The sequence below is a fragment of the Streptomyces sp. NBC_01261 genome (assembly GCF_036226385.1).
Taxonomy (GTDB): domain Bacteria; phylum Actinomycetota; class Actinomycetes; order Streptomycetales; family Streptomycetaceae; genus Streptomyces.
In genome coordinates, this window is sequence record NZ_CP108463.1 from 5,339,932 (window position 1) to 5,363,324 (window position 23,393).

Consider the following 23,393-nt stretch of genomic DNA (forward strand, 5'->3'; position numbering starts at 1 on the left):
AGCCGCGCCCGCCCGGACCTGCGCACGCCCCGACACCAAAGTGATGCCGGGGCGTTCGTTTCGCGACCCTGTGGTGCAGGAAGCGTGCGGGTCAGTCCTCGGACGTCACCTTGGAGGTGGCCGTCTTCTTGGCCGTCGCGGTCTTGGCGGCGGTGGTCGTCTTCTTGGCGGCCGTCGTCGTCTTCTTCGCCACGGCCTTCTTCGCCGTCGTCGTCTTCTTGGCGGGCGCCTTCTTGGCCGCCGTCTTCTTCGCCGGGGCCTTCTTCGCCGTCTTCTTGGCGGGCGACTTGGCCCGCTTCTCGGCGAGCAGCTCGTAGCCGCGCTCCGGGGTGATCTCCTCGACGCTGTCGCCGGAGCGCAGGGTCGAGTTGGTCTCGCCATCGGTCACGTACGGGCCGAAGCGGCCGTCCTTGACGACGACGGGCTTTCCGCTGACCGGGTCCTCACCCAACTCCTTCAGCGGCGGCTTGCCGGCTCCCCGCCCGCGCTGCTTGGGCTGGGAGTAGATCTCCAGCGCCTCTTCGAGCGTGATCGTGAAGAGCTGGTCCTCGGCCGTCAGCGAACGGGAGTCCGTGCCCTTCTTCAGGTACGGCCCGTAGCGCCCGTTCTGCGCGGTGATCTCCACGCCCTCGGCGTCCTTGCCGACGACGCGCGGCAGCGACATCAGCTTGAGGGCGTCGGCGAGCGTCACCGTGTCGAGGGTCATCGACTTGAACAGCGAGGCCGTCCGCGGCTTGACGGCGTTCTTCCCGGTCTTCGGGGTGCCCTCGGGGAGCACCTCGGTGACGTACGGGCCGTAGCGGCCGTCGCGGGCGATGATCTGGTTGCCCGACTCCGGGTCGGCACCGAGCTCGAAGTCACCGCTCGGCTTGGCGAGCAGCTCCTCCGCGAGGTCGACCGTCAGCTCGTCGGGGGCCAGGTCCTCCTGCACGTCGGCGCGCTGGTGGTTCTCGGAGTCCTTCTCGCCACGCTCCACGTAGGGGCCGTAGCGGCCGACGCGCAGCATGATGTCGTTGCCGACCGGGAAGGACGACACCTCGCGGGCGTCGATCGCGCCCAGGTCGGTGACGAGTTCCTTGAGGCCGCCGAGGTGGTCGCCGTCGCCGTTGCCGGCCTCGGCGGCGCCCGTCGCCTCGCCCTCGCCGAAGTAGAAGCGCCGCAGCCACGGCACGGCCTGCGCCTCGCCGCTGGCGATGCGGTCGAGGTCGTCCTCCATCTTGGCGGTGAAGCTGTAGTCGACGAGCCGCCCGAAGTGCTTCTCCAGGAGGTTGACGACGGCGAAGGACAGGAAGGACGGCACCAGGGCCGTGCCCTTCTTGAAGACGTAGCCGCGGTCGAGGATCGTGCCGATGATCGACGCGTACGTCGACGGGCGGCCGATCTCGCGCTCTTCGAGCTCCTTGACGAGGCTGGCCTCGGTGTAGCGGGCCGGGGGCTTGGTGGCGTGCCCGTCGACCGTGATCTCCTCGGCGCTGAGCGCGTCGCCCTCGGCGACCTGGGGCAGCCTGCGCTCGCGGTCGTCCAGCTCGGCGTTCGGGTCGTCGGCGCCCTCTACGTAGGCCTTCAAAAAGCCGTGGAAGGTGATCGTCTTGCCGGACGCGCTGAACTCGACGTCCCGGCCGTCGGACGAGGTGCCCGCGATCTTCACGGTGACGGAGTTGCCGACCGCGTCCTTCATCTGGGAGGCGACGGTCCGCTTCCAGATCAGCTCGTAGAGCCTGAACTGGTCGCCGGCCAGGCCGGTCTCGGCCGGGGTGCGGAAACGATCACCCGAGGGGCGGATCGCCTCGTGCGCCTCCTGGGCGTTCTTGACCTTCCCGGCGTACACGCGCGGCTGGGCCGGCAGGTAGTCGGCGCCGTACAGCTGCGTCACCTGGGCGCGGGCGGCGGTGATCGCCGTCTCGCTCAGGGTCGTGGAGTCCGTACGCATGTAGGTGATGTAGCCGTTCTCGTACAGCTTCTGCGCGACCTGCATCGTGGCCTTCGCCCCGAAGCCGAGCTTGCGGCTGGCCTCCTGCTGGAGCGTCGTCGTACGGAACGGGGCGTACGGCGAACGTCGATACGGCTTCGACTCGACGGACCGGACGGCGAACCGCGTGTCCTCCAGGGCGGCGGCCAGCGCGCGGGCGTTGGCCTCGTCGAGGTGGAGGGTGTTCGCGCCCTTGATCTGGCCCAGGGAGTCGAAGTCGCGACCCTGGGCGACGCGCTTGCCGTCGACGGCCTGGAGGCGTGCGACGAAGGTCGACGGGTCGCTCGCGTCGCCCGCCCGGCCGGTCCCGAAGGTGCCGGTCAGGTCCCAGTACTCGGCGGAACGGAACGCGATGCGCTCGCGCTCCCGCTCGACGACGAGCCGGGTGGCGACGGACTGGACACGGCCGGCCGACAGGCGCGGCATGACCTTCTTCCAGAGGACCGGCGAGACCTCGTAGCCGTAGAGGCGGTCGAGGATGCGGCGGGTCTCCTGGGCGTCGACCAGGGGCTGGTTGAGGTCGCGCGGGTTGGCGACGGCGGCGCGGATCGCGTCCTTGGTGATCTCGTGGAACACCATGCGCTTGACCGGGACCTTGGGCTTGAGGACCTCAAGCAGGTGCCACGCGATGGCCTCGCCCTCGCGGTCCTCATCGGTGGCCAGGAAGAGTTCGTCGGAGTCCTTGAGGAGATCCTTGAGCTTCTTGACCTGGGCCCGCTTGTCGGCGTTGACCACATAGATCGGCGCGAAGTCGTGGTCGACGTCCACACCGAGGCGGCGGACCTCGCCGGTGTACTTCTCGGGCACCTCCGCGGCACCGTTGGGAAGGTCGCGGATGTGCCCGACGCTCGCCTCGACGACATATCCGGGGCCGAGGTAGCCCTTGATCGTCTTCGCCTTGGCGGGCGACTCGACGATGACGAGTCGGCGGCCGCCGTGTGCGGTCTCGCTGGTCGGGGACAACTTCGCTCTTCTCTCCGGTCGACGCTGGGGCCTCCCCCGGGGCAAGCGGCTCCGGGAGGAGCAGGTGCGTTTCCGCGTCGTTCGGTACGTGCTCTCGGTGATCCGGTGGGAGGTCCTCGTAGCGGGGCTACCAGGGCCTTCGACCGGTGCGGCGAGACTGCGTGCCGGGCGGCGTGGGGACGTGCCTGCATCTCCCCGGGGGTGCTTGGTCCCGAGGTCGGGTCATGGTGACGCTGCGGAGTGTGACGGTACATCCCGCCCCCGTGTCAAACGGGAAAAGCCCGCAACGGCCACTCGAACGGTAACCCGACTACCGCCATTCCTGCCGCCCGGAGTCCCCACCGGCCTTTTCGGAGCCATCCGGAGGGTGATCTCTTACCTGCCCGCGCCGCAGCTCCGCCGCGCTGCTCAGACGTGCAGGAAGCACCAGGTACCGAGGAGCAGGGCGGCGACCGCGGCGAGGCTCGCGAGGGTCGCCGATGCGACCGGGTTCACACCCTGGGCGACGGGTTCGCGGTGCCGGACCCTGACCGCCGTCCACACCAGCAGCGCGGCTCCGAACAGGGCGAACACCGACCCCGCGAAGATCGCCGGCCCGCTCTCCATACGTGTCCCCTCCCGACCGGATGCCCCGGTCCGGGAGGCTGGCAGCCGGAGGCGACGGGCAGACCAACCCCGGGTGAACTCGCGGCGGACAGCCCTCAGGCGGTCGTGCCGGAGGACGATATCGCCCCGGTCGTCCGGGACCGATCGGTCTCCCCGACGGTGCACACGACCGAGTCGAAACCGGCCTTCCAGTTGGTCTCGTCGGACAGATACCCGAAGACGGAACGGTCGGATCCGGGCGCCCAAGTCGACTCGAACTTGTTGCCGCACAGCTTGTTCCCCTGCCGCAGCGCCTCCTGGAACGTCATCGTCCGCGGGGCCGTCACGAAACCGATCACCTGGTCGGTGTGCTGATCGGCACAGTCGGTCAGGGTCGCGGTGAAGTACGTCTTGTGGTCGACGTACAGCCAGCAGTCGCCGACGCTCATCTCGGTGGTCCACACGTTCGAGCCGGTGCTACGGAAGCGCCCTATCTCCCCGCCGATCGGTACATGCCGGCCGAGCACGAGGCAGGCCGTACCGCCCCCGGCCGCGCCGAAGCCCGCCTCGGTCGGCGTGAGGGCGTAGACCCCCGCGTCGGCCAGGGCCCCTGCCGTCTCCCCCACCTTCCCCGCGCACCGCTCGCCCCCGTGGTCCCGAGCGTCGGCGAAGTCGCGCGCCGCGTCGACCGCCATCACCTGCCCGTCCGGAACGTCGTGCGCACAGCTCACGACCCCCAGATTGGGCCGCGACGCGAACGCCGCCCCGGTCCACACCGCGTGCACGCAATCGCCGGTCTGCAACGCCTTCTTGAGCCCGACGTCCTCGCCGTACGGATACGCGGAACCGGCCGACGCGGACTCCGATTCCGCGGACGGGGAAGCCTTCTTGGTCGCCGCCGCACCCTTGCCGTCGTTCATCGAGGTCACGGCCCATACCCCACCGGCGACCACCATCAGGACGGCGACGACAAGGGCGACAACCGCCCCGACCGGCCTCCGATGCCGGCCCCCGCGGGGCGACCCGCCGCCGATCGCCCCCGGGCCACCGGGATACGTCGGCCCCTGACCGCCCGCATAGGGGGGCGTCGGCGCGCCGCCTTGGTAGGACATCGTGGGGCTGTTCGCGTACGGATTCCACTGCCCGTACGGCCCACCGCCGGGCGAACCGGCCTGTCCCTGTGGGGAGTACGGCGACTCGGCGCCCGCCGGGGTATTCGGCGTGTCGGGGGTCGGCGGGGTGCCGGGGTTGTTCGGGGCGCCCGGAGTCTCCGCCGTCCCGAAGGCCTCCGGTGTCCCCGAAGTGGACCGGCCTCCGGGCGTGGAGCCCCCGAGGACGGCCGGGAGCCGGTCACCGTACGGCGCCGGGCCCTGATGGGTGGCCCCGGACCCTCCCGGGGTCTGCGGGGCGTAGGGACCGCCCACATAGGGGCCGCCCCTGGCGTATCCGGGCTGTTCGCCCGGGACTTGACCCCGAGGTCCGCTCGCCACACGACCGGGTGGATCGCCCTCGGCATAACCGGGCCGACCGCTCCCGACGTGGCCGGGCGGACTGCTCCCGACACTGCCGGGCGGACCGTCGGCGACACCCCCCGGCGACTGATCTGCCGTGGGCCGACCGCCCTGGGCCGGTCCGAAGCCGCGCGGTGCCGGTCCGAAGCCCTCCGGCGGCGGCCCGAAGCCGCTGGGCATCAGATCCGAGTCACCCCGCCCCCGCTCGCCCCCGTCCGGCGCCGCACCGACCCGCCGCCCCACCCGCTCCAACCCCCGCGCCGCGGTCTCCGGCGCCGACCTCAACACCGGGTCCTTGACCAGCAACCCCTGGAGTACCGGCGCCAGTTCACCCGCGCGGACGGCCGGCGTCGGCTCCTCGCCGAGCAAGGCCGTGAGCGTCGCGAAGTCGCCGTGGCGGTCGAAGGGGCCCCGGCCCTCGACGGCGGCGTACAGCGTGGCGCCCAGGGAGAACAGATCCGCGGCCGGGGTGGGCGGCTCACCGCGAGCCCGCTCCGGGGCCAGGTAACCAGGCGTGCCCAAGATCCCGGCGGTAGCCGTGAGGCGGGGTTCGTGGGACTCGGGCTGGAGGGCGATGCCGTAGTCGGTGAGCAGCACGCGCGCGTACGGATCGCCCGAAGCGTCCGGCGCCAGAAGGATGTTGGCCGGTTTCACATCCCGGTGCAGGATGCCGATGCGGTGTCCGGCGGTGAGCGCGTGGAGGACGGCGAGCCCGATGCGGGCCACCCGGGCGGGCGGCAGCGGGCCCGAACGCCGCAGGACCGCCTGGAGGTCGACGCCGTCGGGGACGTACTCCATGACGATCCAGGGCAGGCCCTCGTGGATCACCACGTCGTGCACGGTCGCCACATGCGGATGCCCGCGCAGCCGGGCCGCGTGCCGCGCCTCGCTCCGGGCCCGCGCGATGCGCTGCGCGCGCTCGCCCGCATCCCCCGAAGCGTCCAGGACGTCCGGCAGCGAGATCTCCTTGACGGCGACCTCGCAGGCCAACTCCTCGTCGTACGCGAGCCATACGCGCCCCATGCCGCCCGCGCCGAGCATCCGCAGCAGCCGGTAGCGGCCGTTGACGACCCTGCCCTCGCCCTGTTCCGGCGTATCCCCGGCCATCACGCCTCCCCCGAGACGGCGCGCCTCCCCCGAGGACGCGTGGAACCTGTCTCTGAAAGTAGCCTCGCACCCGCCACTGACAAGAGGGCTTTTCCGCCCCGATCCGAACAATCTCGCCGGATGCGGGCACACGCGGCTCAGCGGTACGGGCAGGCCTCAGGCGTGACAGGCGCGGTGAGGGGCTGGGGCGCGGTACGGCAGAGCGATCGGCGGATACGGCGGGCGGGCGGTCTACGGCGCGGAGGATGGGCCGGCCGTAGGCACCGTGGACGGCGCGACAGCCCGGTCCGCCGTAGACACGGTCGACGGCCCGAGAGCCCGGTGGCCGAATCGCGGTCGACCGCCTCAAGCAGCCGGTCGGCAGACGCGGGGTGCCGACCGAGAGCAACCACCCGACCGGGACCAACTCCCCTCCAGGAGCGGCCAGTCGACCCGAGCGCGACAGACCCGCGCCACCCTCGGAGAAAGGCCGGACGCCGACAACCGCTCACCGCCCGACGCCAGCCAGCCGTCCCCAACTGACCGTCGCTCCAAACCCAGTCAGCCGTCCGCACCCGATCGTCGCCCGCACCAGCCGGCCGCCGGCACCAACCACCCCGCCACGCCGGTCAGCCGCCGGACACCAGTCACCCCACCGGCTCCAGAAACCCCTGCTCCACCAGCAACCGAATCTGCGCCGGCGTCCGGTCACGCAGCAGAACCGGGTCCTCGCCCACGAGTTGGGCGATGGCGTCCAGGATGCGCCCCGCGCTCAACGTGCCGTCGCAGACGCCCGCGAAACCCGCGCCGACCGTGTCGACCTTGGTCGCCCTGCGCATACCGCGGTGCTGGCGCAGGACGACGTGCTCGGGGTCCTCGGCACCGGGCAGACCGACCTGTTCCTGGATGACCTCGTCGGCCAGCCTGAAGTGGGCGGCGAGCAGGGCCGCGTCGTCCCGGGCGCGCAGATAGTCGACGCGGTCGAAATGCTCCCGAACGGTGTCGCCGAGCGGCTGCTCGACCGGGTGCGGCCACTCCTCGACGGTGATCGAGGGTGCGTCGGAGTCCGTCCTGCGCAGGGTGATCCAGCCGAACCCCACGGCCTTGACCTTGCGCGCCTCGAACTCGTCGAGCCACGCGTCGTAGAGCGCCTCGTACGCGGCCGTGTCGCCCTGATGGTCGCCCGCGTCCCTGAGCCACAACTCGGCGTACTGCGTGACGTCCTGGACCTCGCGCTGCACGATCCAGGCGTCGCACCCGCGCGGCACCCAGGAGCGCAGCCGGTCCTGCCAGTCCTCCCCCTCCACGTGCTGCCAGTTGGCGAGGAACTGCGCGAATCCGCCCTCGCGCAGGCGATCGCCCGCCTGCTGAACGAGCGACCGGCACAGATCGTCCCCGCCCATCCCGCCGTCGCGGTAGGTCAGCCGGGCGCCCGGCGAGATCACGAACGGCGGGTTGGACACGACGAGTTCGTACGTCTCGTCGTCCCGGACCGGCTCGAAGAGCGAGCCCTCGCGGAGGTCGGCGGCCGGGGCTCCGGACAGCGCGAGGGTGAGCGCGGTGATGTGCAGGGCGCGGGGGTTGAGGTCGGTGGCCGTCACGCGCGTGGCGTGCCGGGCCGCGTGCAGCGCCTGGATGCCGGACCCGGTGCCGAGGTCGAGCGCGGCGGAGACCGGCGTCCGTACGGTGATGCCCGCGAGCGTGGTGGACGCGCCGCCCACCCCCAGGACGACGCCTTCCTCCCGGCTGCCGATCCCGCCGGCCCCGCCGACCGCGCACCCCAGGTCGGACACGATGAACCAGTCCTCGCCGTCGGGCCCGCCGTACGGCCGTACGTCCACGGTCGCGGCGACCTCGTCGGTGCCTACGGAGACCAGCCACCCGCTCTCCAGGCACTCGGCGACGGGCAGGACGTCGGCCACGCGTGCGTGCGGCACGGGCTGCTGGAGGAGGAACAGCCGGACCAGCGTCTCCAGGGGGGTGTCGCCTCTGGTCGCCCGGAGGGCCGGCACGGTCTCGCTGCGGGCCAGCGCCGCGTACGCGGGGGCACCGAGCAGGTCGAGCAGTCCGTCGGCGGTGAAGGCGGCGCCGAGCAGGGCGTCCCGGAGCCGGGCGGCGACCTCCAGGCGGTCGGATGCGGGCAGGGTGGGCAGGGTGGAGTTACTCACACCCCCATTGTGGCCGCTCCCACCGACAACACGCGTGGCACCGACCGACAAGGCCCCCGCACACGCGAAGGCCCCGGCACGCACGCGTACCGGGGCATCTTTCAGCAACTGAAAGATCGCTGCCTACAGGGAACGCGTCAGGCCGCCGACGACGAAGCCACCGGAGTGGCCGTCTTGCAGGCCTCCTGCTTGGTCATCGCCTTGCCGACATCGCCCTCTTCGAGGGTCTTCAGGGCGTCGTTCCCGCTCGTGCTGAGCTTGTCCAGCGAGGTCGCGATGCCCTTGAGGCCGTCCGCGAACTTCGCCTGGTCCTTGGTGTTCAGCGCGTCCACCTGCCCCTTCAGGGTGGCGTACGACGTGGAGATGCCGTTGAGCTCCTTCACCGCGTCCTGCTGCTTCTTCGCGCCGTTGTCGACGTCCGGTGCCCCGGCGGTGTTCACGGCGGCCCCGATCGCCTTGTAGGCGTCGGACATGTCCTGGAAGGCCTGCGAGTCGGTCTTCTGGACCTCTTCCGGGGTGCTGTTGTCCGAGGTCTCCTTCTGGATCGCCGTGTTGGCTGCCTGGATCTTCTTCGCCTGCGGCTGCACCGCGACGCAGACCTGCTTGGCCCAGGCGTCCAGCTTGGCGTCGCTGTCGTCGCCACCGCCGCCGCATCCCGACAGCGCCAGTACCAGTACCGCACCGCCGGACAGTGCGGCCGCGAGCTTCTTGTTCACCGGGTTGGTCCCTTCCATGGCTCTCGGCCCCGGAACATACACGGCGGACGGGCCGCACCTCCGGGCCTAAGGTCCGATAGGAGACCTTTTGAAGCCATTTGCACCAAGCGAGAGAAGGCTCACGACCAAGGCCTGAACACAGACAGAACGGGCGGGCGGCGCCCACAACTCGCGCCACCCGCCCGTCCGTTGAGCAGGACTTCGTAGAACCGCCTACGAAACGACCGCCGGATCCGCCGACTTGGCCGTCCGGTCGGTGTCGTCGCCGTCGTCCCCCACGGCGATCCCGCGCCGCTTGGAGATGTACACCGAGACGGCGATCACGAGGAACGCGAGGACCGCGATCGCGATCCGCACCCCGGTGTTCTTGTCGTCGCCGTAGCTGAACTTGATGACCGCGGGCGCGATGAGCAGCGCGACGAGGTTCATCACCTTCAGCAGCGGGTTGATGGCCGGGCCCGCGGTGTCCTTGAACGGGTCGCCGACCGTGTCGCCGATCACCGTGGCGGCATGGGCCTCGCTCCCCTTGCCACCGTGGGTGCCGTCCTCGACGAGTTTCTTCGCGTTGTCCCAGGCACCGCCCGAGTTCGCGAGGAAGACCGCCATCAGCGTGCCGGTGCCGATCGCGCCCGCCAGGAACGAGCCGAGCGCGCCGACGCCTAGCGTGAACCCGACCGCGATCGGCGTGAGCACGGCGAGCAGACCGGGCGTGGCCAGCTCGCGCAGCGCGTCCTTGGTGCAGATGTCGACGACGCGCCCGTACTCCGGTGTCTCGGTGTAGTCCATGATCCCGGGATGCTCGCGGAACTGCCGCCGCACCTCGTAGACCACGGCCCCCGCGGACCGCGAGACCGCGTTGATCGCCAGCCCCGAGAAGAGGAAGACGACCGCGGCGCCGACGATGAGGCCCACCAGGTTGTTGGGCTGGGAGATGTCCATCATCAGGTTGAGTGGCGCGCCGGGTCCCGAGACCTTCTCGCCGACGTCGTTGGCGGCGGTGAGGATGGCGTCCCGGTACGACCCGAAGAGCGCCGACGCCGCCAGGACGGCGGTGGCGATGGCGATGCCCTTCGTGATGGCCTTGGTGGTGTTGCCCACCGCGTCCAGGTTGGTGAGCACCTGCGCGCCCGCGCCCTCGACGTCGCCGGACATCTCGGCGATGCCCTGCGCGTTGTCGGAGACCGGCCCGAAGGTGTCCATGGCGACGATCACACCGACCGTGGTGAGCAGACCGGTACCGGCCAGCGCCACCGCGAACAGCGCCAGCATGATCGAGGCGCCGCCGAGCAGGAACGCCCCGTAGACCGCGAGACCGATCAACAGGGCGGTGTAGACGGCCGATTCGAGGCCCAGCGAGATCCCGGCGAGGATGACGGTGGCGGGACCGGTGAGCGAGGTCTTGCCGATGTCCATCACGGGACGACGGTTGGTCTCCGTGAAGTAGCCGGTCAGCTGCTGGATCAGCGCGGCGAGCACGATGCCGATGGCCACGGCGACGAGGGCGAGGATCCGCGGATCGCCGTCCTTGGCCTTGATCGCCGCGTCGGTGACCCCGTCGAGGTCGGCGTACGACGACGGCAGATAGACGAACACCGCGACCGCCACCAGCACGAGCGAGATCACCGCGGAGATGAAGAACCCCCGGTTGATCGCGGACATGCCGCTGCGGTCGGTACGGCGTGGCGCCACCGCGAAGATGCCGATCATGGCGGTGATCACCCCGATCGCCGGCACGAGCAGCGGGAAGGCGAGCCCGGAGTCGCCGAAGGCCGCCTTGCCGAGGATCAGCGCGGCGACCAGCGTCACGGCGTACGACTCGAAGAGGTCGGCCGCCATGCCCGCGCAGTCGCCGACGTTGTCGCCCACGTTGTCGGCGATGGTCGCGGCGTTGCGCGGGTCGTCCTCCGGGATGCCCTTCTCGACCTTGCCGACCAGGTCGGCGCCGACGTCGGCGGCCTTGGTGAAGATGCCGCCGCCGACCCTCATGAACATGGCGATGAGGGCGGCACCGAGGCCGAATCCCTCCAGCACCTTGGGCGCGTCGGCCGCGTACACCAGCACCACGCACGAGGCGCCCAGCAGACCGAGCCCCACCGTGAACATGCCGACGACGCCGCCCGTGCGGAAAGCGATCTTCATTGCTTTGTGCGAGACGGCGGTGAGATCCTTTTCGGGCTCACCCTCCGCCGGGGTCGCTTCCCGGGCCGCCGCGGCGACACGGACATTACTGCGTACGGCGAGCCACATGCCGATATAGCCGGTGGTCGCCGAGAACACCGCACCGATCAGGAAGAAGATCGATCGTCCGGCGCGCTGATTCCAGTCGTCCGCGGGAAGCAGCAGAAGCAGGAAGAAAACGATCACGGCGAATACGCCGACCGTGCGCAACTGCCGTCCCAGATAGGCGTTGGCGCCCTCCTGGATCGCCGTCGCGATCTTCTTCATGCTGTCGGTGCCCTCGTCGGCCGCGAGGACCTCGCGGACCAGGATGCCCGCGACCACGAGCGCTGCCAGCGCCACGAGGCCGATCACCATCACGAGGATGCGGTTGTCGTCGGTCAGGACCGCGGCTGCGAAGGTTGTGGGGTGGTCAAACTGCTGAGGGGTAGAAAGCCCCGCCATTCGTCCTCCTTGACGCCTGTGCTGAGCTCAAGATGTGGACGGATTGTAGGTACCGGAACCTGATCAAAACAGTGCGCGGCAAACGGAATTGGCCTTCGCATAGTAATGCCTTAAAAGCATTGATGCTTGATCAAATTATCGGGGCGCTGATCAAGGCGATGATCGGGACGTCGATCCGCATTGATCGTGAATTGATTCACGAATTCTTTCGCACCGGAGAAGCCCGGTCGTCGCACTGTCGCGGAACTCACCCGGAAATGCCGAAGGGCCCTGCTCAGCAGGGCCCTTCGGCTGTGGTGTGCGGCGATTTCTCAGGAAAGCGGGGTGGCCGGCGGGGTCGTCGGCCAGGTCATACGGATCGATCCGCCGTGCTCTCCCGCGGTGACCTCGACGTCGTCGACGAGCCCGCTGATGACAGCGAGACCCATCTCGTCCTCCTCGGTCTCCGCGTCCGGATCGTCGCCCAGGGACCCGGGCGCCTTGTCGCCGGGAGCCGAACGTGGTGCCTCGTCGCCGACCTCGATGGAGAACTGCTTCTCCTCCTCGATCAGCAGCACCTTCACCGGGGCGGTGATCCCACTGCTCTGGTGCAGCCCGACGGCACGGGTGCAGGCCTCACCTACGGCGAGTCTGACCTCGTCGAGTACGGCCTCGTCCACTCCGGCCCTGCGCGCCACCGCTGCCGCCACCAGTCGGGCGGTCCTGACGTGCTCGGGCAGCGCGCTGAAGCGGAGTTCAACGGTGGCCATGCATCCCCCTCGGGACTACGGGCGTGCTGTCGGAGGGCCGGGCCGCCGAAAGCCCGGTCCACCGGTCGTCTATACGGCCGATCGGGGAGCGGTCACACGCCGCTCCCGAAACGGTCGGTCAGTCGGTGGCCGCCACCGCTTCCTCGACCGAGGTGTGAATCGGGAACACCTTGGTGAGGCCGGTGATACGGAAGATCTTCAGAATGCGCTCCTGGTTGCAGACCAGGCGCAGCGAGCCCTCGTGGGCACGCACCCGCTTCAGGCCGCCGACCAGCACACCGAGCCCGGTGGAGTCGAGGAAGTCGACTCCCTCCATGTCCACGACGAGGTGGAAACTCCCGTCGTTCACCAGCTCGACCAGCTGTTCGCGCAACTTGGGCGCGGTATATACGTCGATTTCGCCACCGACCTCGACGACCGTACGATCGCCGACGGTACGGGTCGACAGGGACAGGTCCACGGATCCTCCAGCACCTTGCTATCGAGCGGTCATCCCATGGGACACCTCGGCAGAGCCCCCAGGACGGTTCGCCAGCCGCGATGGCATTCAATCACTTACCGCAGGGCGTGCACGACGCCTTGGCTCCATTGTCCGTCACGCCAGTGACACACTCGGTGCCGATGGCCAAGAATCAGCGAACCGATCGACCCTCGGCGGACCCCGTGTCCGGCCTCTCGCCGAGCACGGTTCTGGACCGGCTGGCGTCGGGACCGAGCCGGGCTTCGCGCATCACTCATACGGAGCACTTGCCCCCGCGCGAGGGCCGCCATGCCGTCTGGCCTGACCGGATTCGCGCGGAGGTGATCGCCACCGTCCAGGAAGCCGGTATCGAACACCCCTGGGCCCACCAGGCACAGGCCGCCGAGCACGCCCTCGACGGCGAGTCAGTGATCGTTGCCACAGGCACCGCCTCGGGCAAGTCGCTGGCTTATCTGGTACCGGTCCTCTCCGCGCTCCTCGACGGCTCCGAGGCGCCGAACGGCCGTGGCACCACCGCGCTCTACCTCGCGCCCACAAAAGCCCTGGCAGCGGACCAGCTCCGCTCCGTGAAGGAACTTTCACAACCTCTGGGCAATGCCGTTCGCCCGGCCGTGTACGACGGCGACACTCCGTTCGAGGAGCGCGAGTGGGTACGCCAGTACGCCAACTACGTCCTGACCAACCCCGACATGCTCCACCGCGGCATATTGCCCTCGCACCCGCGCTGGTCCTCCTTCCTGAAGTCCCTGAAGTACGTCGTCATCGACGAGTGCCACACCTACCGGGGCGTCTTCGGCTCCCACGTCGCCCAGGTGCTGCGCCGTCTGCGCCGCCTCTGCGCCCGCTACGGCTCCTCCCCCGTCTTCCTCCTCGCCTCCGCCACCGCCGCCGAGCCCTCGGTCGCCGCCCGCCGCCTCACCGGCCTCCCGGTCGTCGAGGTCGCCGACGACGCCTCGCCCCGCGGTGAACTGGTGTTCGCCCTCTGGGAGCCCCCGCTCACCGAACTCCACGGCGAGAAGGGCGCACCCGTCCGCCGTACGGCCACCGCCGAGACGGCAGACCTCCTCACCGACCTCGCCGTCCAGGGCGTCCGCTCGGTGGCCTTCGTACGGTCCCGGCGCGGCGCCGAGCTGATCGCGCTGATCGCCCAGGAACGCCTCGCCGAGGTCGACCGCTCGCTGGCCCGCCGGGTCGCCGCCTACCGCGGCGGCTACCTCCCCGAGGAACGCCGCGCCCTCGAACGCGCCCTCCACTCCGGCGAGTTGCTCGGCCTAGCCGCCACCACCGCCCTCGAACTCGGCATCGACGTCTCCGGGTTGGACGCGGTCCTGATCGCCGGCTACCCCGGCACCCGCGCCTCCCTCTGGCAACAGGCGGGCCGCGCCGGACGCTCCGGCCGGGGAGCGCTGGCCATCCTGGTGGCCCGCGACGACCCCCTGGACACGTTCCTCGTCCACCACCCGGAAGCCCTCTTCGACCAGCCGGTGGAGTCCACGGTCCTGGACCCCGACAACCCGTACGTCCTGGCCCCGCACCTGTGCGCGGCAGCGGCGGAACTCCCCCTGACCGAAGGGGACCTGGACCTCTTCGGCCCGGCGACGGCGGACCTGCTCCCACAGCTGGAGACCGCGAAGCTGCTCCGCCGCCGGGCGAAGGCCTGGCACTGGACGCGCCGCGAACGGGCCGCCGACCTCACCGACATCCGCGGCGGGGGCGGAAACCCGGTCCAGATCGTCGAGAACGGCACGGGCCGCCTCCTGGGCACGGTCGACGAGGCCGCCTCCCACACGACCGTCCACGAGGGCGCGGTCCACCTCCACCAGGGCCGCACGTACCTGGTGCGTTCCCTTGACCTGGAGGACTCGGTGGCCCTGGTCGAGGAGGCCAACCCGCCCTACTCGACGGTCGCCCGCGACACCACGGCGATCTCCGTCCTGGAGACGGACATCGAAGTCCCGTGGGGCCAGGGCCGGTTGCGCTACGGCTCCGTCGAAGTCACCAACCAGGTCGTCTCCTTCCTCCGCCGACGTGTCATCACCGGCGAAGTCCTCGGCGAATCGAAACTCGACCTCCCCCCTCGCACCCTCCGCACCCGCGCCGTCTGGTGGACGGTCACGGAGGACCAACTGGACGCCGCCCGCATCAACCCCGAGATCCTCGGCGGCGCCCTCCACGCCGCCGAACACGCCTCGATCGGCATGCTCCCCCTCTTCGCCACCTGCGACCGCTGGGACATCGGCGGCGTCTCGGTCCCGCTCCACCCCGACACGCTGCTCCCCACGGTCTTCGTCTACGACGGCCACCCGGGCGGCGCGGGCTTCGCGGAACGCGCCTTCCACACGGCCCGCAGCTGGCTCACCGCCACCCTCCAGGCCATCGCCTCCTGCGAATGCGACGCCGGCTGCCCGTCCTGCATCCAGTCCCCCAAGTGCGGCAACGGCAACGACCCGTTGCACAAGCGGGGGGCTGTGCGGCTGCTCAGGGAGCTCTTGCGGGAGGCACCGGAGGTACCGGCGCCGGTAGCGGTACCGGCCCCGCAGGGCCCGCCCGTGACCTGACCTCCGTCGCGAACGGTCCCCGGCCCGCCGACGCCGTCACGTCCGACGTCTCGCCGACGACCGCGCACCGCACGAGCCGCGTCCCCTGCGCACGCGCCACCCGCTCCGCCCGGGCGCAGGCCCCCGTACCGCCCTCCGCCCAGTGGTCGGCCGCCGCGAGGGCCGCGAGATCCGCACCGCCGGCCGCACGGTGCCGGGCCACGACGGCCTGCCCCAGGGCCAGTACGACCCCGAACACCACACACATCACGGCCATCGCCCCGAGGCTCCACACGGTGGCGGACCCACGGTCCGAGTGACGGGATCGCATGTGCTCCAGAGCCGGGACACGGCGTCTCGCAGCGGCCCGAACACGACACCTCATGGTCCCGCCCTCCCCTCGCCCACCGTCTCCTCCGCCAACGCCACGGCCTCCTCCCGCACTTCGAAGGGCAGCCCGCTGAGCACCGGCGGTTTCGCGACCACGACGACGTGGACCTGGTCGCCCTCTCGGCCAACGGTGACCTTCGCACCACGCGGGGCCGTGTCCCGGACCACCCGGACGACCGCGTCGGCCGGGTCCTGCCGAGCCGCGGCCCGGGCGCCGGAGCGGGCCGCGTCCACGCACTGGATCTGCGCGGCCATCACCAACAGCCCCCACACCAGCGCCATCGCGAACATCACCAGCACGGGCAGCACCACGGCCGCCTCCGCCGTCACGAACCCCGCGTCCCCGCCCCGCCGTTCACACCTTCGCATCGAGGGCCCGCTTCACGATGTCCTGCAACTCCGCGCTGACCGCCCCGCTGGTCACCACCTTGTAGAGCACCACCGCGAACGCCACGGCCGCGACCAGCCCCATCGCGTACTCGGCCGTGGCCATCCCGGCATCCCCGCGCACCGAGCCACCCATCCGCACCCGTACCCGCACCGCTCGCACGGCCCGGACCGCTACTGCCTGCATTGCCTGCACTGCCTTGTACATCTCAACCCCCGTGTGGTTCCTGTCAGTTCACTTGCTCGATAGGCCGTTCTTCGTCATACGTCGGTCACCGCTCGCTCCTCCCGTCAGCCGCCACCCCCTCCCACCGCCCCGCCCGCGAGCCCGATCACCACGGGCAGCACTCCGACCGCGATGAACGCGGGCAGGAAGCACAGCCCCACCGGTGCGGTGATCAGGACGGCCGCCCGGCGGGCCCGTGCCGTCGTGGTGCGGATCCAGTCGGCACGGGCCTCCGCCGCGAGCCGTGCGACCGGTCCGGCGGCGGGGAGCCCCGACTCGTCGGCCCGTTCGAGCAGCCGGGCCAGCGGGCCGGCACCCGGAAGCGAGGCCAACCTCCGCCAGGCATCGGCCGGTTCACCACCGAGCCGCACCTCCGCCGCCGCACGCGCCAGCCGGTCCCCCAAGGGCCCTGAGAGGGCCTCTCCCACTGCCTGGGAGGCGATCACCGGCGAGGCTCCGGCGGCGATGCACGCGGCCAGCAGATCGGCAGCGAGCGGGAGTTGGCGGGCGGCGGTGGCGGCATCGCGCTCGGCGACGGCATCGCCGGCCACCTGCCGACGCCGCCACTGCCACAGCCCGACGGCGACGACAGCACCCACCACAACCCCGACGGACCCACCGACCAACACCCACCCGGCCCCCACCACACCCACCGCGGGCAACCACCTCCGCGCAACGTCCCGAGCCTCGAACCGCCGCCCGGCAGAAGCCACTTCCCGAGCCTCCCGAACTTCCCGAACTTCCCGGAGCAGCAGCCCGGCCAGCCGCCGCCGCGCCCTCCGCTCACACCGCACCCCGTCCAGCCACCGCACCAACCACCCCATGACCGACACCGCCCCCAAAACGACCCCCAGCCTGTGGACAACTTCCGCACTCACGCCGCCTCCTCTCTCCGACTCCGGCCAACATCCGCTTCCACGCCGACTTCGCTCCGGTCCCTCACCGAGCACCGGATCCCCTCAGCCCCCGCGACGACCAGGCGATCCCCCGACACCCCGCCCACCCCGATGTCTCTGGGGGCGCGGGAGGGGCGTGCGGCTGTATCGGGGGCATGCGGGCTCCACCGCGAGGGCCCGCCCACCCACACCCCTCACCCCGCGAACCCCGATGCCGTTAGGGGCGCGGTGCTGTATCGATATGCGGCTCCGCCGCGCGGGCGCGACCAGCCCCCACCCACCCGCACCCCGCACACAATCGAAACCACCCACCCCCAACCCGGCAACGGCAACCCCCACCCCCGCTCACGCCGCCTCCACCCCCCGCACAATCCGCAGCGCCCACCACAACCCCAAGCCCTCCAACAACCCCCCGACCACCAGGCACCCCAACCCCGCCCCGCTGTGCAGCAACACCCGCAACGGATCCGCACCCATCGCCGCGCCCAGCAACAACCCGAGCACCGGCAACCCGGCGAGCATCACCGCGGTGGCCCGCGCTCCCGCCAACTGGGCTCGGAGATCGGCCCGTTGGTCCCGGTCGGCACGCAACGCCCCTTCGAGCCGGTCCAGTCCCGCCGCGAGCCCGGCCCCCTGATCCACGGCGACCCGCCAGCACGCGGCCAGCCCCAACAGCCCCTCCGCGCCCGGCTGTCGCGCCGCCGAGGTGAGCGCAGCCGGCACATCCCCGCCGAACCGCGCCGCCGCCAACACCCCGGCCTGCGCCTCGCCGAGCCCACCGGAGTCACTCGCCGCCCGCAGCAACGCCTCCCCCGGCTGCCGCCCAGCCCGCACCTCCCCGGCCAGCGCCGAGCACAGCGCGATCACCGCGTCTCCGCACAACTCCGCCGCCCGCCGCGCCTCCCCGGCCAACCGCACCCGCCGCAGCAACGGCACCCCGGCCGCCCCCGCGACAACCGGAATGACCGAGGCCCCCAACACCGCCAGCACGAGCCCGACACCCAGCGCCCACCACTCGCCCCGCAACCGCCTCCGGACCCGCCGAAGTTCACCCACGACCCGCTCCCACGAGGGCGGCGCAACGCCCACGCCCCCACCGCCCGCAAACAGCAACTCGGCCCGTCGAGCCCCGGATCGCCGCCCACCCGTCAACCAGACCAGTCCCCCGACGCACACCGCGACCGCCCCGACCGACACGTCACCCATCACCACACCCACCACCGCTCCCGCTCACCGTCACCGCGACCCGTCCCGCACCCACGCCCATCACCACTCCGACCCACTTGCCGCTCGTCCCACGCGGAGCTCATGACCACTCCGGCCCACCTACCGCCCGTCCCACGCGGAGCTCATGACCACTCCGGCCCACCTACCGCCCGTCCCACGCGGAGCTCATGACCACTCCCACCGCCCAGCGCCCGCCCCTCGCACGCCTCCAACTCACCGCTCAGGCCCACCCACCGGCCGACCGGCACGACACCCGTGACGGTTGCGTCACGCCGACGGCCCGCCCCACCCGCACACCCGTCACCGCCCCGACTCCCGCCCGGCCGCCCGCCGGCAATCCGCCCCACCGATACCCACGACCACTCACTCCCGTCGGCCCTTCCGCACCTCGCCCCAACCCCCGTCACCCCCACCCCGAATCAACTCCCGCAACCGCTCCCACCCCCGCTCGTACGCGAACGCCTCCACCCCCCATCGCAACGCCGGCACCGTCCGCACCAACCCCGATGGATCCCGCTCCAGGACATGGACCTCGGCGATCCGTCGCCGCCCCGCCCGGTCCCGCACGAGATGCAGGACCACCGACAAGGCCGCCGCCAACTGGCTGTGCAGCGCCGCCCGGTCGAGGCCGGCGGCCGTACCCAGGGCCTCCAGGCGGGCCGGCACATCGGCCGCCGCGTTCGCGTGGACGGTCCCGCAGCCGCCCTCGTGGCCCGTATTGAGGGCCGCGAGCAAATGAACGACCTCAGGCCCTCGCACCTCACCGACAACCAGCCGGTCCGGCCGCATCCGGAGTGCCTGACGGACCAGGTCCTGGAGCGTGACGAGCCCGGCGCCCTCCTGGTTGGCGGGTCGGCTCTCCAGCCGTACGACGTGCGGATGGTCCGGCTTCAACTCCGCCGAGTCCTCCGCCAGCACGATCCGCTCACCCGGTCCGACGAGCCCGAGCAGAGCGCTCAGCAACGTCGTCTTGCCGCTGCCGGTCCCGCCGCTGATCAGGAACGAAAGCCGCGCCTCGATCAACGCCCGCAGGATGCGGTCCCCGCCCGGCGGCACCGTGCCCGCCGTGACCAACTCGTCCAGCGTGAAAGCGCGCGGTCGTACAACCCGCAGCGACAGGCAGGTGCAACCGACGGCGACCGGGGGCAGTACGGCGTGCAGGCGCGTCCCGTCGGGCAGCCGGGCGTCGGCCCAGGGGCGGGCGTCGTCCAGTCGCCGTCCGGCCACCGCGGCGAGGCGCTGCGCGAGGCGTCGTACGGCTGCCGCGTCCGGGAAGGAGACGGCGGTCAGCTCCAGGCCGCCGCCCCGGTCGACCCAGACCCGGTCCGGGGCCGACACCAGGACGTCGGTCACGGAGGGGTCGGCCAGCAGGGACTCCAGCGGACCGCTGCCCACCAGCTCGGACCGCAACTGCTCGGCGGCGCCCAGCACTTCGGCATCCCCCAGCACCCGGCCCTGCTCCCGCAACGCCTGCGCCACCCGCGCGGGCGTCGGCTCACCCCCGCTCTCGGCCAGCCACCGCCGCACACCGTCGAGCAGTCCGACGGGCATCCCCGCCCCGCCACTCGGCCCGCCGTCACGCGAAGCCCAGCGCCCCGAAGCACCCACCGAGCCCCGCACCCGATCGACCCCGACGGCCCCACTCGCCCCGACCTCATTCGAAGCCCACCGCCCCGAAGCCCCCACCGAATCCCGCACCCGCTCACGCCCGATCGCCCCACTCACCTCGACCTCACCCGAATCCCCCGCCGAGCCCCGTGCCCGACCGACCCCGGCGGATCCGTCCACCCCGCCCCCACCCGAAGCCCACCGCCCCGAAGCACCCACCGAGCCCCGCACCCGTTCAACCCCGACCGCCCCGCTCCCCGGGACACCCGCCGAACCTCCGTCTCCCGAAGCCGCGCCCCTCGACGCATCCACCGAACGGCCCATCCCCGCCGACCGACGCACCTCGCTCCCCCGAACCCCCGCCGCACCACCCCTCTCGGAGTTCCCCGCACTCCGCACCAGCTGCCTCATACGCCACCCACCTCGACCAACGCCCGCTCCAGGAACTCCCGGCAGAACCGCGCCAACGGCCCCCTCCCCGCCGTCCCCGGCGGCGACTTGCTCTCGTGCGGCCGCAACAGCCCTGATTCGACCGGCACTTCGCCGGCCAGCGGCAGGCCGAGGAGTCGGGCCACCTCACGGTCGTCGAGGCCGGGGGCGTAGGGCCCGCGTACCGCCACGCGGAGGTCGCGCAGGACCATGCCGACGGCGGACGCGACCCGTCCGGCCGCCGCGACGGCGCGGAGTTCGGCGGGGACCACGAGGAGGCCGACGTCGAGTTGGGCGAGGGCTTCGGCGACCCCGTCGTCGATGCGGCGGGGCAGGTCGACCACGACCGTGCCGCCGCGCCGTCGGGCCGCGGCGAGCACCGCCCGCACCGCCTGGGGCGGGATCGCGACGCAGTCGCCGCGGTCCCAACTGAGCACTCGGAGCGAGTGGAGTTCGGGGAGGGACTCCTCCAGGGCACCGCCGCCGACCCTGCCGCGCGAGGCGGCGAACGCGGGCCAGCGCAGGCCCTCCGCCGTCTCACCGCCGAGGAGTACGTCGAGTCCGCCGCCCAGCGGATCCGCGTCCACCAGGAGCGTGCGCAGACCCTCACGCGCGGAGGTGACGGCGAGGGCGCACGCGAGCGTGGACGCTCCGGCCCCACCGCGGCCGCCGATGACGCCCACGGTGAGCGCGGGGCGGCCGACTCCCTCGGCCACGTCCGCGATGCGGTCGACCAGCCACTGTTCGCCGTCGGGCAACATCAGGACGTGGTCGGCGCCGATCTCGACGGCACGCCGCCAGACCCCGGAGTCGTCCTGGTCCCGGCCGACCAGCACCACCCCGCGCCGTCGGGCGGCCCCGCGAACCCGGCGGGCCGCGTCGTCGCCGACCAGGACGAGCGGCGCCGTCTCCCAGCCGCCCTGGCGCTCCGGCACCCCGTGGTGGACCTCGGGTGTCGCACCGGCCGCCGCGCACAGGCGCAGCAGGTCGTCGAGGAGTTCGGCGTCCTCGGTGACGATTAGCGGTCCGCCCTGTCGCCCGCCGGCGGCGTGCGGCGGATCGTGTGTGACGGTTCCGGCCATGTTTTCCATCCCCCATCGCTGTGTCTCTCGCGTCACCCCTGCGGCCCCGCGATTTCCAAAGGTGTGGAGAACCGGCGACCGGCCCTCCATATGCATGGCCGACAGAAACCGGCCAAACGCGTCCGACAAACGGAACGGGCCATGAACTCGCCGCGAGCGAGGACGCGTTGGAATCACGGTGCGGGCATCGCGGAAATCGTGTGGATCTTGGTCGAAAACTGTGGACAACTCAGGGCCTGTGAATATCGCCTTCACCCATACCGGTGACCCCTGTACTCACCTCTGTACGAGTTCCACAGCGCAGTCCGGCAGCTACGCACGGTGACGAGTTCTGGGCATGAAAAAGAGGCGGCCTCAGCCGCCTCGGGTTGGCCTCACGACCACGTACAGGGAGGAAAACGCGTCCGGACATGCGACGACCCCCACCGGGGGGGAGAGTGGGGGTCGCCTTCACGGCCGACTCGGGGGGGGAGGAGCCGGACCGCGTTAGCACGGTCGCGAACGATCCGTGACTTCCATGGTGTACCCGAGAGGCCTCTCAGGCAAACCCACGCGCCTCACCTTACGCCGAATGGGCTGCGCCTATGCTCTGGGTTGTGGAAAACCACTCCTTGCCCCGCACAGCAGCCTTCTTTGACCTGGACAAGACGGTCATTGCGAAGTCGAGCACGCTCACCTTCGGCAAGTCCTTCTACCAAGGCGGACTGATCAACCGTAGGGCCGCGCTGCGAACCGCCTATGCGCAGTTCGTCTTCCTCGCCGGCGGCGCCGACCACGACCAGATGGAGCGGATGCGGAAGTACCTGTCCGCACTCTGTCGCGGCTGGAACGTCCAACAGGTCAAGGAGATCGTCGCGGAGACGCTGCACGACCTGATCGACCCGATCATCTACGACGAGGCGGCCTCCCTCATCGAGGAGCACCACACCGCCGGCCGGGACGTGGTGATCGTGTCCACGTCGGGCGCCGAGGTGGTCGAGCCGATCGGTGAACTCCTGGGCGCGGACCGGGTGGTGGCGACCCGCATGGTCGTGGGCGACGACGGCTGCTTCACGGGCGAGGTGGAGTACTACGCGTACGGTCCGACGAAGGCCGAGGCGATCAGGGAGCTGGCGCAGTCCGAGGGGTACGACCTCGACCGCTGCTACGCCTACAGCGACTCGGCGACCGATGTGCCGATGCTGGAGTCCGTGGGCCACCCCCACGCCGTGAACCCGGACCGCGCGCTGCGCCGCGAGGCACTCGCGCGCGGGTGGCCGATTCTGGACTTCAACCGCCCGGTCCGGCTCAAGCAGCGACTGCCCGTGCTCTCCGTGCCGCCCCGCCCGGCGCTGGTCGTGGCGGCGGCCGTGGGTGCCGCGGCGGCGACGGCGGGGCTCGTCTGGTACGCGAACCGACGCAAAGCGGTGACCGTTTAAGCCGGTTGGTAACCCTTTGAACGTAAAAGTAAAGAACCGCGACCAGGGGTTCCGCTTCCCCCAGGGCTGGAGTACAAAGGATTCAACGGCCCGCGAGACCAAGGACATCCGAAAGGATCACCTTATTACCGCATTTGGCCCCACGGACCGCGCATGACCATCGAGCACCCACGCGACGTCGACCCGTCGATTACGGGCCAGCCGCACCAGGTGACGGGCAACGTTCCCGACCTGATGGGCAATATTTCGAGGACGCTTGGTAACCCGGTGGAACATGCCAGCGGCGGTACGAATCCTCGTACCGCCGCACCTCTGTAACGGCCCCCCAGTAGGGGCCTTTTTC

18 protein-coding genes are annotated in these 23,393 nt (G+C 71.2%); 3 read left to right on the forward strand and 15 right to left on the reverse strand.

Features of this window, described 5'->3' with window-relative positions:
• Positions 1–91 precede the first annotated feature (91 nt).
• The 8 genes from topA to bldG all read right to left on the reverse strand — a co-directional run bounded on the left by topA (position 92) and on the right by bldG (position 12,829).
• Positions 92–2,932, reverse strand: coding sequence for a type I DNA topoisomerase (gene topA, locus OG226_RS23430; protein WP_328680642.1), 2,841 nt, complete (start codon positions 2,930–2,932; stop codon positions 92–94).
• 408 nt (positions 2,933–3,340) lie between these two features.
• Complete coding sequence (locus OG226_RS23435; RefSeq protein ID WP_328680644.1) at positions 3,341–3,538, reverse strand: hypothetical protein; 198 nt, start codon at positions 3,536–3,538, stop codon at positions 3,341–3,343.
• A 95-nt stretch (positions 3,539–3,633) separates the two neighbouring features.
• Entirely contained in the window at positions 3,634–6,135 is a 2,502-nt protein-coding gene (locus OG226_RS23440; protein ID WP_329349924.1) for a serine/threonine-protein kinase, read from the reverse strand.
• A gap of 626 nt (positions 6,136–6,761) precedes the next feature.
• Complete coding sequence (locus tag OG226_RS23445) at positions 6,762–8,282, reverse strand: DUF7059 domain-containing protein (RefSeq protein ID WP_328680648.1); 1,521 nt, start codon at positions 8,280–8,282, stop codon at positions 6,762–6,764.
• Between the two features lie 137 nt (positions 8,283–8,419).
• Positions 8,420–9,016 (reverse strand): small secreted protein, encoded by a 597-nt coding sequence (locus OG226_RS23450; RefSeq protein WP_328680649.1) that lies wholly within the window; start codon positions 9,014–9,016, stop codon positions 8,420–8,422.
• A gap of 195 nt (positions 9,017–9,211) precedes the next feature.
• Positions 9,212–11,620: a sodium-translocating pyrophosphatase gene (locus tag OG226_RS23455; RefSeq protein ID WP_328680651.1), complete on the reverse strand. Its 2,409-nt coding sequence runs from the start codon at positions 11,618–11,620 to the stop codon at positions 9,212–9,214.
• A gap of 311 nt (positions 11,621–11,931) precedes the next feature.
• Positions 11,932–12,369: an ATP-binding protein gene (locus OG226_RS23460; RefSeq protein WP_328680653.1), complete on the reverse strand. Its 438-nt coding sequence runs from the start codon at positions 12,367–12,369 to the stop codon at positions 11,932–11,934.
• 118 nt (positions 12,370–12,487) lie between these two features.
• Entirely contained in the window at positions 12,488–12,829 is a 342-nt protein-coding gene (gene bldG / locus OG226_RS23465; protein WP_003975386.1) for an anti-sigma factor antagonist BldG, read from the reverse strand.
• A gap of 80 nt (positions 12,830–12,909) precedes the next feature.
• Here bldG and OG226_RS23470 point away from each other — a divergent pair, with 80 nt between their 5' ends.
• The gene (locus tag OG226_RS23470; RefSeq protein ID WP_329349925.1) at positions 12,910–15,408 is read left to right on the forward strand and encodes a DEAD/DEAH box helicase; all 2,499 of its coding nucleotides are present in this window, start codon (positions 12,910–12,912) and stop codon (positions 15,406–15,408) included.
• Here the strand turns inward: OG226_RS23470 and OG226_RS23475 are convergent.
• The 7 genes from OG226_RS23475 to ssd form a co-directional block, all read right to left on the reverse strand.
• Positions 15,329–15,718, reverse strand: coding sequence for an Rv3654c family TadE-like protein (locus tag OG226_RS23475; RefSeq protein WP_329349926.1), 390 nt, complete (start codon positions 15,716–15,718; stop codon positions 15,329–15,331). The genes OG226_RS23470 and OG226_RS23475 overlap by 80 nt on opposite strands.
• Positions 15,719–15,768: 50 nt before the next feature.
• Positions 15,769–16,146, reverse strand: a complete 378-nt coding sequence (locus tag OG226_RS23480) for a TadE family type IV pilus minor pilin (RefSeq protein ID WP_329349927.1) — start codon at positions 16,144–16,146, stop codon at positions 15,769–15,771.
• Positions 16,133–16,372, reverse strand: a complete 240-nt coding sequence (locus OG226_RS23485; RefSeq protein ID WP_328680660.1) for a DUF4244 domain-containing protein — start codon at positions 16,370–16,372, stop codon at positions 16,133–16,135. Before OG226_RS23485 ends, OG226_RS23480 begins: the two co-directional genes overlap by 14 nt.
• 83 nt (positions 16,373–16,455) lie before the next feature.
• Complete coding sequence (locus OG226_RS23490; RefSeq protein ID WP_329349928.1) at positions 16,456–17,268, reverse strand: type II secretion system F family protein; 813 nt, start codon at positions 17,266–17,268, stop codon at positions 16,456–16,458.
• A 363-nt stretch (positions 17,269–17,631) separates the two neighbouring features.
• The gene (locus OG226_RS23495) at positions 17,632–18,492 is read right to left on the reverse strand and encodes a type II secretion system F family protein (RefSeq protein ID WP_329349929.1); all 861 of its coding nucleotides are present in this window, start codon (positions 18,490–18,492) and stop codon (positions 17,632–17,634) included.
• 384 nt (positions 18,493–18,876) lie between these two features.
• On the reverse strand, positions 18,877–20,064 hold the full coding sequence (locus OG226_RS23500; protein WP_329349930.1) for a TadA family conjugal transfer-associated ATPase: 1,188 nt from the start codon (positions 20,062–20,064) through the stop codon (positions 18,877–18,879).
• A gap of 464 nt (positions 20,065–20,528) precedes the next feature.
• The gene (gene ssd, locus OG226_RS23505) at positions 20,529–21,632 is read right to left on the reverse strand and encodes a septum site-determining protein Ssd (RefSeq protein ID WP_329349931.1); all 1,104 of its coding nucleotides are present in this window, start codon (positions 21,630–21,632) and stop codon (positions 20,529–20,531) included.
• A gap of 584 nt (positions 21,633–22,216) precedes the next feature.
• Between ssd and OG226_RS23510 the strand changes: the two genes are divergently transcribed.
• Positions 22,217–23,050: an HAD family hydrolase gene (locus tag OG226_RS23510; protein WP_328680671.1), complete on the forward strand. Its 834-nt coding sequence runs from the start codon at positions 22,217–22,219 to the stop codon at positions 23,048–23,050.
• 153 nt (positions 23,051–23,203) lie between these two features.
• Positions 23,204–23,368: a hypothetical protein gene (locus tag OG226_RS23515; RefSeq protein ID WP_328680673.1), complete on the forward strand. Its 165-nt coding sequence runs from the start codon at positions 23,204–23,206 to the stop codon at positions 23,366–23,368.
• The last annotated feature ends 25 nt before the right edge of the window (positions 23,369–23,393 follow it).

Coding starts and splice junctions, on each gene's coding strand:
- OG226_RS23435 (WP_328680644.1), bottom strand. CDS start 3,538: ATGGAGAGCGGGCCGGCGATCTTCGCGGGGTCGGTGTTCGCCCTGTTC.
- OG226_RS23500 (WP_329349930.1), bottom strand. CDS start 20,064: ATGCCCGTCGGACTGCTCGACGGTGTGCGGCGGTGGCTGGCCGAGAGC.
- OG226_RS23475 (WP_329349926.1), bottom strand. CDS start 15,718: ATGCGATCCCGTCACTCGGACCGTGGGTCCGCCACCGTGTGGAGCCTC.
- OG226_RS23515 (WP_328680673.1), top strand. CDS start 23,204: ATGACCATCGAGCACCCACGCGACGTCGACCCGTCGATTACGGGCCAG.
- OG226_RS23470 (WP_329349925.1), top strand. CDS start 12,910: ATGGCATTCAATCACTTACCGCAGGGCGTGCACGACGCCTTGGCTCCA.
- OG226_RS23480 (WP_329349927.1), bottom strand. CDS start 16,146: ATGCGAAGGTGTGAACGGCGGGGCGGGGACGCGGGGTTCGTGACGGCG.
- OG226_RS23485 (WP_328680660.1), bottom strand. CDS start 16,372: ATGTACAAGGCAGTGCAGGCAATGCAGGCAGTAGCGGTCCGGGCCGTG.
- OG226_RS23440 (WP_329349924.1), bottom strand. CDS start 6,135: ATGGCCGGGGATACGCCGGAACAGGGCGAGGGCAGGGTCGTCAACGGC.
- OG226_RS23495 (WP_329349929.1), bottom strand. CDS start 18,492: ATGGGTGACGTGTCGGTCGGGGCGGTCGCGGTGTGCGTCGGGGGACTG.
- OG226_RS23510 (WP_328680671.1), top strand. CDS start 22,217: ATGCTCTGGGTTGTGGAAAACCACTCCTTGCCCCGCACAGCAGCCTTC.
- OG226_RS23455 (WP_328680651.1), bottom strand. CDS start 11,620: ATGGCGGGGCTTTCTACCCCTCAGCAGTTTGACCACCCCACAACCTTC.
- OG226_RS23450 (WP_328680649.1), bottom strand. CDS start 9,016: ATGGAAGGGACCAACCCGGTGAACAAGAAGCTCGCGGCCGCACTGTCC.
- ssd (WP_329349931.1), bottom strand. CDS start 21,632: ATGGCCGGAACCGTCACACACGATCCGCCGCACGCCGCCGGCGGGCGA.
- OG226_RS23460 (WP_328680653.1), bottom strand. CDS start 12,369: ATGGCCACCGTTGAACTCCGCTTCAGCGCGCTGCCCGAGCACGTCAGG.